Here is a 6294-nt window from a genome sequence, read left to right as displayed (position 1 = left end):
ATATGTATAATTTAGGATCAAAAGAAAATGAAGATTTTTATTTAAATTTAAGAAAAAAAGTTCTTGAGTGGCTGAAATCTGATTCAGGGAAAGATTCTAAATGGCAAGAATATATCCTTCTTGCCCCGGACCTTTTTTATCTCCTTTGTAAACTGATGATGGATAAAGATGTGCCTATAGAAGAAAAAAGAAAAATTGCTTTTGCCATCGGATACTTCGTTCTTCCATTCGACCTTATGCCTGAAGCAATACTTGGTGCATTTGGTTATGCAGACGATATTGTAATTGCCGCTTATCTGATAAATAAGATAACCAATTCTATAGATCCTGAAATTCTCCAAAGAAATTGGCCCGGAGACAGTGATGTGTTGGAAAATGTGAAGCATATTTTAAAAATTGCAGACGAAATGATTGGAAGCGGCTTATGGCATAAAATAAGAAATTTTTTTTCTAATAATTAGATGAGCTATTTTATTTTAGAAGTTTAAAGATTTTTGTTCCCCCAAGTCCTCCTCCAACAGTGTTTGCCGCTCTGCTTCCTGAGACATAGAGATTATCTTTATATACACAAAATGATTGAAAGTTAAGAATTGTTTTATCGCCAAAACCGTTCTTTGTTACTTCGACCCAGTTTATTCCATCTTTCGTCTTCCATATCTGAGAGCCAGTCAAAGTTTCAGCGCCTGCACCCATAAGCGGCATATAAAGACGAACGAGCCCTGCATAAAGATAATCGCCATATGGAAAAAGCTGAACCGCGATGGTTTCAAAAACAGGTTTTTTCATTACCATTGAAGCGCCTTTGTTGGTCTTTCCGTCAAATCCTGCAGGGAGTTTCCCATTGCCTCCTACACTGTAAAACCAACTTCCGTCTTTGGGGCTTGCTGTTTTGGTATATAAAACCCTTGCACCTGCAATTGATTGTATTCCGACAAACAGCTTCTTTTTAAAACAAGCTTGGCTCCAGACATTGAAATTGCCATTAAACATATTGCACTCCATACCTGAACCAAATCCATTTTCATTTGTTCCTGTATCATTTTCATCGATACTTGAATCTACAATTAGTTCCCAGCCTGAAATTGTAAGTTTTGCAAAGCGTGCACATCCCCCAAGATTTCCATCTGAGCCGAGAGTGCCGGCATAAAGATTAGGTTCCCCTTCAATATCACATACGCCGAGACTCGGTATTCCTCTTGTTACCGGCTTTTTTGAATCGGGATAATTTGGGTCATCATGAAAAAGTCCTAAACTTCGAGGAGGATTTGTAATTTTCCAATTTTCTCCATCTATTGTATACCATACCTGTCCGCCATAATCATAATTTAACACTGTGCTTGCATAGAGTTTGCCTTCAAAGACAACCATACTTGAAATAGCTTTGTTAAAGTAATCTCCAAAGCCGTTTTCATCGTTTCCCATTCCTATTTCATAACTGTCTCCTGCTGAAACTGGCGGGAGATCATATTCATGCAGAGGGAATGGATTTATGTAATGTTTTTCTTTACATACTGTATATTCCTTTCCCCTATTGCCGCCAATTTCATTTTGCTGAACTATTAAGGTATTTTCTGTATTTGAGACAATATCAAATCTTCTAAATCTTCCCCTGCCAGATGTTATCTGTAAAACTCCTCCTTTCCACCGGTTCTTTTCCCATTTTTTTGAACTATCAATAAAGATTGCCGTTGTTTCACCGTCTTTGTCTTTACATCCTGAAATAGCGCTGATTATGCCTTTTTCATCAACATCTTTTTTATCGGAAACTACCGGTTCCCATTTTGAGCCGTCATATCGCCATATTTCACATCCGGAGGACTTGAGATAATATCCCTGAACTCCTGATGAAAATCCAACATAAAGCTTTCCTTTGAAAACTTCCATAGCCCCCATATGAGAGTTGATAAAATAGTTGTTATAGATTCCGTTTTCCACATTATTTGGGAATAGCACTTGTTCCCAATGTTTTCCATCAAAACGCCAAACCTCCGCACCTTCTTTGTCATTTCGAACCAAAGCATATAGATTGTTTTGATATTCCTTCATTGCAACAACTGCCACATTATTTTCATCGCCAAAACCATCTTCGTTGACCTGAATCCAATAAGAGCCATCGAGTGCTTCTATTTTTGAATACGATTCTTTCTGTGTATTTTTTTCATCAGCAATGCTCCAAGGGGATAAAAGGATAATAAGAAAAACTGAAATAAATAGAATTAAAACTACTTTTGAATGTTTCATTTCTTTTACACTCCTCTTTATTTTATGTTTATTATTTCTTTTAACACATCATTTGAAAAGTTCTTCAAGATTTTGAAGGAAATTGTTTGACAAATAATACATTTTATTTAATTGAATAAAACAAGTCTTTGTTCAAAAAAATTTTAAAGATGAATTTAAAAGAAATCTCCACTATACTGATTGAAAAAGGCAAGGTTAGAGGAAAACCTGTTGCGATAACTCTTTTCCGTAATAATATCCCAGAAGAATATTCGCCAATTGAAAGTGAGCCCTGTACAATTATCCGTTTAGCTATGGATGAAGGCAAGAGGGTCTATTTTGATGAAAGACATCATGATTGTCTTGTCGGTGCCTATCATTGCGGTTTAATAGAAGGGAAAAAGGATATTGTCAATGGTGAATATCTTTCAAAGACAAGCAGTTTTTTTTCATATGAGGGTGCAGCTCGCTTAAAGGCAGGAATGCGCAATTTACCGCCGGGGATGGTTAAAGGAATTGGTGCTGCGCCTCTCGACGATGTGCCTGAAAATGTAGATGTCGATTGGATTGTAGTAGTTGCAAATCCCCACAATGCAAACAATATAGCTGCATGCCGTATTGTTGAAGATGGAATTAAGCCATATGGTTCATTTGGCACTTCTCTTTGCGGTGAGCTTTTTTCTTCGCCGTGGCATGAAAAGAATGTAGTCATAACCTTTGGAGATTTTGGCGGTAGGATGTTTAATAGGATTAAAAATGATGAGCTTTTTGTGATTATCCCAATTGAATATGTTCAAAACTTGCATAAGCTTTTAGTCGATGTACGCATAGATACAAGAGAAAATCTTGCGGCAACAAAACCTGAATGGTCAAAATTTTGGAAGAAAAAGGAAGAGCCTTCAAAAGATGGTAACAAAACCACATCAGGATTGAAGATAACTATGCCTTGGGATGATGAGGCAATTAGTTTAGTTATGTCTGCTCCAGATGGCATCAGAGAATTTGCAGTGGAAAAAGTTGAGGAATTTGCTAAAGAAAAAAAATACACAAATATCACGCGTAATGTAATTGCCGAGCAAATGGAATCTGTGGGATTGAATATTGATGATATGCTTGGGTAATATAATCACTATAAAGCTATAGAGGATAATGGGAAAGAATAAAATATTAGCAGAAAAACTTAAAGAGCTTGAAGGATATGAAAGGAGAATAATTGCTTTTAAACTTTATGATGAGCTTCCTGTCAATGTTGAACCTTATGGTGATGATATATCCTTCCATTGCGCAATAGTGGCTGAAATGTGGGAAGAGGGAAGAAAACCATTTTACATCACAAATAAAAATATAATGTGTGGTGGTGCAGTCTATTCAGGTATAGGCAATAGAAAAGTAACAAAAGAAGAATTTGATGCAGGAATGGCATCAACAATAGGATTTAAAAAAGGATATTCAACCCGGAAAGTATTTAGAAGGGTTAACCAGCAGATCCCCCACCATTTTATTCATCATAAATATCAGGTTATCGGCGCTCTCGAGGATGTTGAAAATCCAGATATTGTGATGATTGTCACCGATGCATATAGAGTTATGCGTCTTACAAAAGCTTACACATGGAAAACAGGGGAGCTTGTCCAGGGGGTTTCAGGAAGTGCTTGGTGCACAAATTCATTTCCAATTGTTTTTCACAATAAAACAATAACTTTCAATATGGGAGATGAACAGGCTCGCTGTCTGATGAATCTCAATCCCGGAGAGGTCTATTGCACAATACACTATGATATCCTTCCTTTAATCGTTGAAAATTTAGAGAATATTCAAACGGGAATTGCAATGTAATGATAAAAGAGGAGATTTAAAATGGCATTTGTCATCACAGAAGATTGTATTATTTGTGGAACATGCTGGCATATCTGTCCAACAAATTCAATTATTGAGTATGAGGACACTTACAAAATCGATGAGGAAACTTGTGTTGAGTGCGGAGCTTGTATAAAGGTGTGCCCAAATGCCGCAATTGTAAAATCTAGTAAAGCAAAGAAAGAGGCAGCCACAGCTGAAAGTACTTGATTTGGAAAAAATGCCTCTCTAATTAAATAAAAGGAGGCAGGATAATGGCTGAAGAGTTAAAAACTCATAAGGCAAATGTAAAAGAGTTGTCCTTGGAAGAGAGGTATGACCGATGCTGTGATTTCTTTGAAATGGACCATATGATAAGCTACTATACCCATAAACGTCTTGGCACTGTGCAGGAATGGGTAAACGACACCGTTGAAGCTTATAATAAATCTGTACCGAGGTTTTTAGGACCTATTGTTAAGAATATAAGCAACCTTGCCCCTAACCTATATCTTAAAAAAACCTTCGAAGCTGTTTTTAAACTCGACCAACAGCACCATGATGTTTCGGAATTTGAATACTCTGAACCAAAAGATGGACAGATAATTGTTAGATGGCGTAACTGCGCTCGCTTAAAGAGGCATAAAAAATGGATAAAACAACTTGGATATGACTTTGATGAGCGTGAGATATGCGAAGTCGAAAAGATGCACTTGACTCATCCAAACCATCCTGCCTGTAGAATGGGATGTATTCCCGTAAGAATTGAATGGGAGGAAGGAGGATGCGTCTGGGTATATAAGAAAGTTTGAATTTGATAAAATTCTAAAACTAACTAAATGGTTACTATTTAAAGAAAGGAGAATTGTTATGGAAATGAAAAAACCAGATATAAAGGAGATGCCCATTGAAGAAAAGTGGGACCGTCTCCATGACTTTTTTACAATGGACCATGCAATTAGTTATAAAACTCATAAACGTCTTGGCACTGTGCAGGAATGGGTTGATGATACAGTAGAAGCATACCGCTATATGGCACCAAGGTTTATTGGCCCAATGGCTCGTATTGTAGGAAAGCTTGCTCCAAATAAGTCGTTAAAGGAGGCAATAAAGAGGGTTCTTTATAATGATCAGATGATGCACGGTCCCGGTGAATATGAGGTTTCAGAACCTGAAAATGGTGAAATTACAGTACGATTTAAAAATTGTCTTAGATTGAAAAAACAAAGAGAAATAGTAAAGAAAGCAAATCTTGGTTTTGACGGCAGAGAAATATGTGAAGTTGAAAAGATGCATCTTACACATCCCCGCCATCCAACCACAGAAATGGGTTGTATCCCTATTAAGATTGAATGGGAAGAAACCGGGTGTGTTTGGACATTCAAAATGGTAAAATGATTTTCAAGCCATTGAAATTTTAGACAGCTCCATCTATGAAATGGAGCTGTCTTTTTTTTTGCAAGAGGGGTCTATTATGAAAGATAAAATAGTCTTAATTACCGGGGCTGATGGAGGAATTGGCAGAGAGACAACGAAAGGCATAGCCAGAAAAGGGGCAAGAATTATAATGGCTTGCATAAACAAAGAAGAGGCATTGCCCGTATGCGAAGAGATCAAAAGGGATACTGGCAACAATGATATCGAAATAATGGAGATTGACCTATCGCGATTAGATTCTGTTAGGCATTTTGCAGATGATTTTTCCAAAAAGTTTGATCACCTCGATGTTCTGATTAATAATGCCGGGATATTTACTATGGAGAGAAAAGAAACAGCAGATGGATTTGAGTTGACGATGGGCATAAATTATTTTGGTCCATTCCTTCTAACAAATCTTCTTTTGCCTCTACTAAAGAAATCTCATTCTGCCCGCATTGTTAATGTTTCATCCAATGCCTTTATGCAGGGTAAAATCAATATTGACGATATAAATATGAAGAAAGGATTTCAAGGATTTAAAGCTTATTCAGCTTCAAAATATGCAGTTGTATTATTTACGAGAGAATTAGCAGAGCGTTTAAAAGGCTCAAATGTTACAGTGAATGCTGTCCATCCCGGCCATGTTGCTACCAATATATGGACATTTGAAAAAGGATATATGGCTTATGTAAGCAAAATTCTGAAGCGATTTATGGCAACACCAGAAGAAGGCGCAAAAACCAGTATTTATGTAGCTACATCTGAAGAGGTCGAAGGAATTAGCGGGGAGTACTTTGAAAAATGTTCGATTAAGGATAT

8 protein-coding genes are annotated in these 6294 nt (G+C 36.9%); 7 read left to right on the top strand and 1 reads right to left on the bottom strand.

Going from position 1 to position 6294, the window contains the following annotated elements:
* Nucleotides 1–2: 2 nt before the first annotated feature.
* Nucleotides 3–461 carry a DUF1232 domain-containing protein gene (locus tag D6734_12540; protein RMF92342.1) on the top strand — a complete coding sequence of 153 codons (459 nt, stop codon included), beginning with the start codon at nt 3–5 and terminating at the stop codon, nt 459–461.
* A gap of 10 nt (nt 462–471) precedes the next feature.
* Here D6734_12540 and D6734_12535 read toward each other — a convergent pair whose 3' ends face one another.
* Complete coding sequence (locus D6734_12535; GenBank protein ID RMF92341.1) at nt 472–2241, bottom strand: hypothetical protein; 1770 nt, start codon at nt 2239–2241, stop codon at nt 472–474.
* A 128-nt stretch (nt 2242–2369) separates the two neighbouring features.
* Between D6734_12535 and D6734_12530 the strand changes: the two genes are divergently transcribed.
* The 6 genes from D6734_12530 to D6734_12505 all read left to right on the top strand — a co-directional run.
* On the top strand, nt 2370–3341 hold the full coding sequence (locus tag D6734_12530; GenBank protein RMF92340.1) for a hypothetical protein: 972 nt from the start codon (nt 2370–2372) through the stop codon (nt 3339–3341).
* A 28-nt stretch (nt 3342–3369) separates the two neighbouring features.
* Complete coding sequence (locus D6734_12525; protein ID RMF92339.1) at nt 3370–4056, top strand: hypothetical protein; 687 nt, start codon at nt 3370–3372, stop codon at nt 4054–4056.
* A 21-nt stretch (nt 4057–4077) separates the two neighbouring features.
* Nucleotides 4078–4287 (top strand): 4Fe-4S dicluster domain-containing protein, encoded by a 210-nt coding sequence (locus D6734_12520; GenBank protein RMF92338.1) that lies wholly within the window; start codon nt 4078–4080, stop codon nt 4285–4287.
* Nucleotides 4288–4331: 44 nt separating this feature from the next.
* Nucleotides 4332–4868 carry a hypothetical protein gene (locus D6734_12515; GenBank protein ID RMF92337.1) on the top strand — a complete coding sequence of 179 codons (537 nt, stop codon included), beginning with the start codon at nt 4332–4334 and terminating at the stop codon, nt 4866–4868.
* A 58-nt stretch (nt 4869–4926) separates the two neighbouring features.
* Entirely contained in the window at nt 4927–5454 is a 528-nt protein-coding gene (locus D6734_12510) for a hypothetical protein (protein ID RMF92336.1), read from the top strand.
* Nucleotides 5455–5530: 76 nt separating this feature from the next.
* Nucleotides 5531–6294, top strand: a 764-nt coding sequence (locus D6734_12505) for an SDR family oxidoreductase (GenBank protein ID RMF92335.1), incomplete at its 3' end; no start/stop codon positions are given.

The sequence above is a fragment of the Candidatus Schekmanbacteria bacterium genome, assembly GCA_003695725.1.
In the GTDB taxonomy this organism is placed as follows: Bacteria; Schekmanbacteria; GWA2-38-11; order GWA2-38-11; family J061; genus J061.
Note: the sequence above shows the minus strand (reverse complement) of the source record. Positions and strands in the feature narration are given on the sequence as shown.

Bases quoted from the DNA above. Each gene is read 5' to 3' on its own strand.
- D6734_12540 (RMF92342.1), top strand. From the start codon at position 3: ATGTATAATTTAGGATCAAAAGAAAATGAAGATTTTTATTTAAATTTA.
- D6734_12535 (RMF92341.1), bottom strand. From the start codon at position 2,241: ATGAAACATTCAAAAGTAGTTTTAATTCTATTTATTTCAGTTTTTCTT.
- D6734_12525 (RMF92339.1), top strand. From the start codon at position 3,370: ATGGGAAAGAATAAAATATTAGCAGAAAAACTTAAAGAGCTTGAAGGA.
- D6734_12520 (RMF92338.1), top strand. From the start codon at position 4,078: ATGGCATTTGTCATCACAGAAGATTGTATTATTTGTGGAACATGCTGG.
- D6734_12515 (RMF92337.1), top strand. From the start codon at position 4,332: ATGGCTGAAGAGTTAAAAACTCATAAGGCAAATGTAAAAGAGTTGTCC.
- D6734_12510 (RMF92336.1), top strand. From the start codon at position 4,927: ATGGAAATGAAAAAACCAGATATAAAGGAGATGCCCATTGAAGAAAAG.